The sequence below is a fragment of the Shewanella sp. Sh95 genome, from assembly GCF_001308045.1.
In the GTDB taxonomy this organism is placed as follows: domain Bacteria; phylum Pseudomonadota; class Gammaproteobacteria; order Enterobacterales; family Shewanellaceae; genus Shewanella; species Shewanella xiamenensis.
Window position 1 is genome coordinate 1 of the sequence record NZ_LGYY01000027.1, and the last position, 400, is coordinate 400.

General features: G+C 39.2%; 1 pseudogene. It reads right to left on the reverse strand.

Annotation, left to right across the window (positions count from 1 at the left end):
- Positions 1–400, reverse strand: a pseudogene (locus tag AEA42_RS02245) (ferredoxin reductase); the annotation flags it as partial.

Here is a 400-nt window from a genome sequence, read left to right on the forward strand (position 1 = left end):
GTGGTGCCCACATATATAGGTCGCAGTCTGCGCAAAATCTGGAACCAGCTTTTGTAGTAAGCTTTCCGTTAAATGTTGTTTTTGCTCGCTGGTATTAAAAAAATGATATTGAAGCTGTGGATGCTGTTCTGCCAAAGCTTTTAATTCGGCATGAAAAATTTCTGCACGATTAAAATAAATGACATGGATTTGTTCAAGCTGCTGTTTTAAAGCTTGCTGCAAGAGTGAATAAATTGCAGTAATACCACTTCCTGAGGCAATTAAAATCGCAGGCTGCTGACCTTGATGTAAAATAAAATCACCTTGTGGCTGTGAAATCTCAACACACTCGCCTACATGTAATAGTTGAGCTGCACGAGACACCAAGCCTTGTATTTTAATACCTAAAGCGATTTCACCT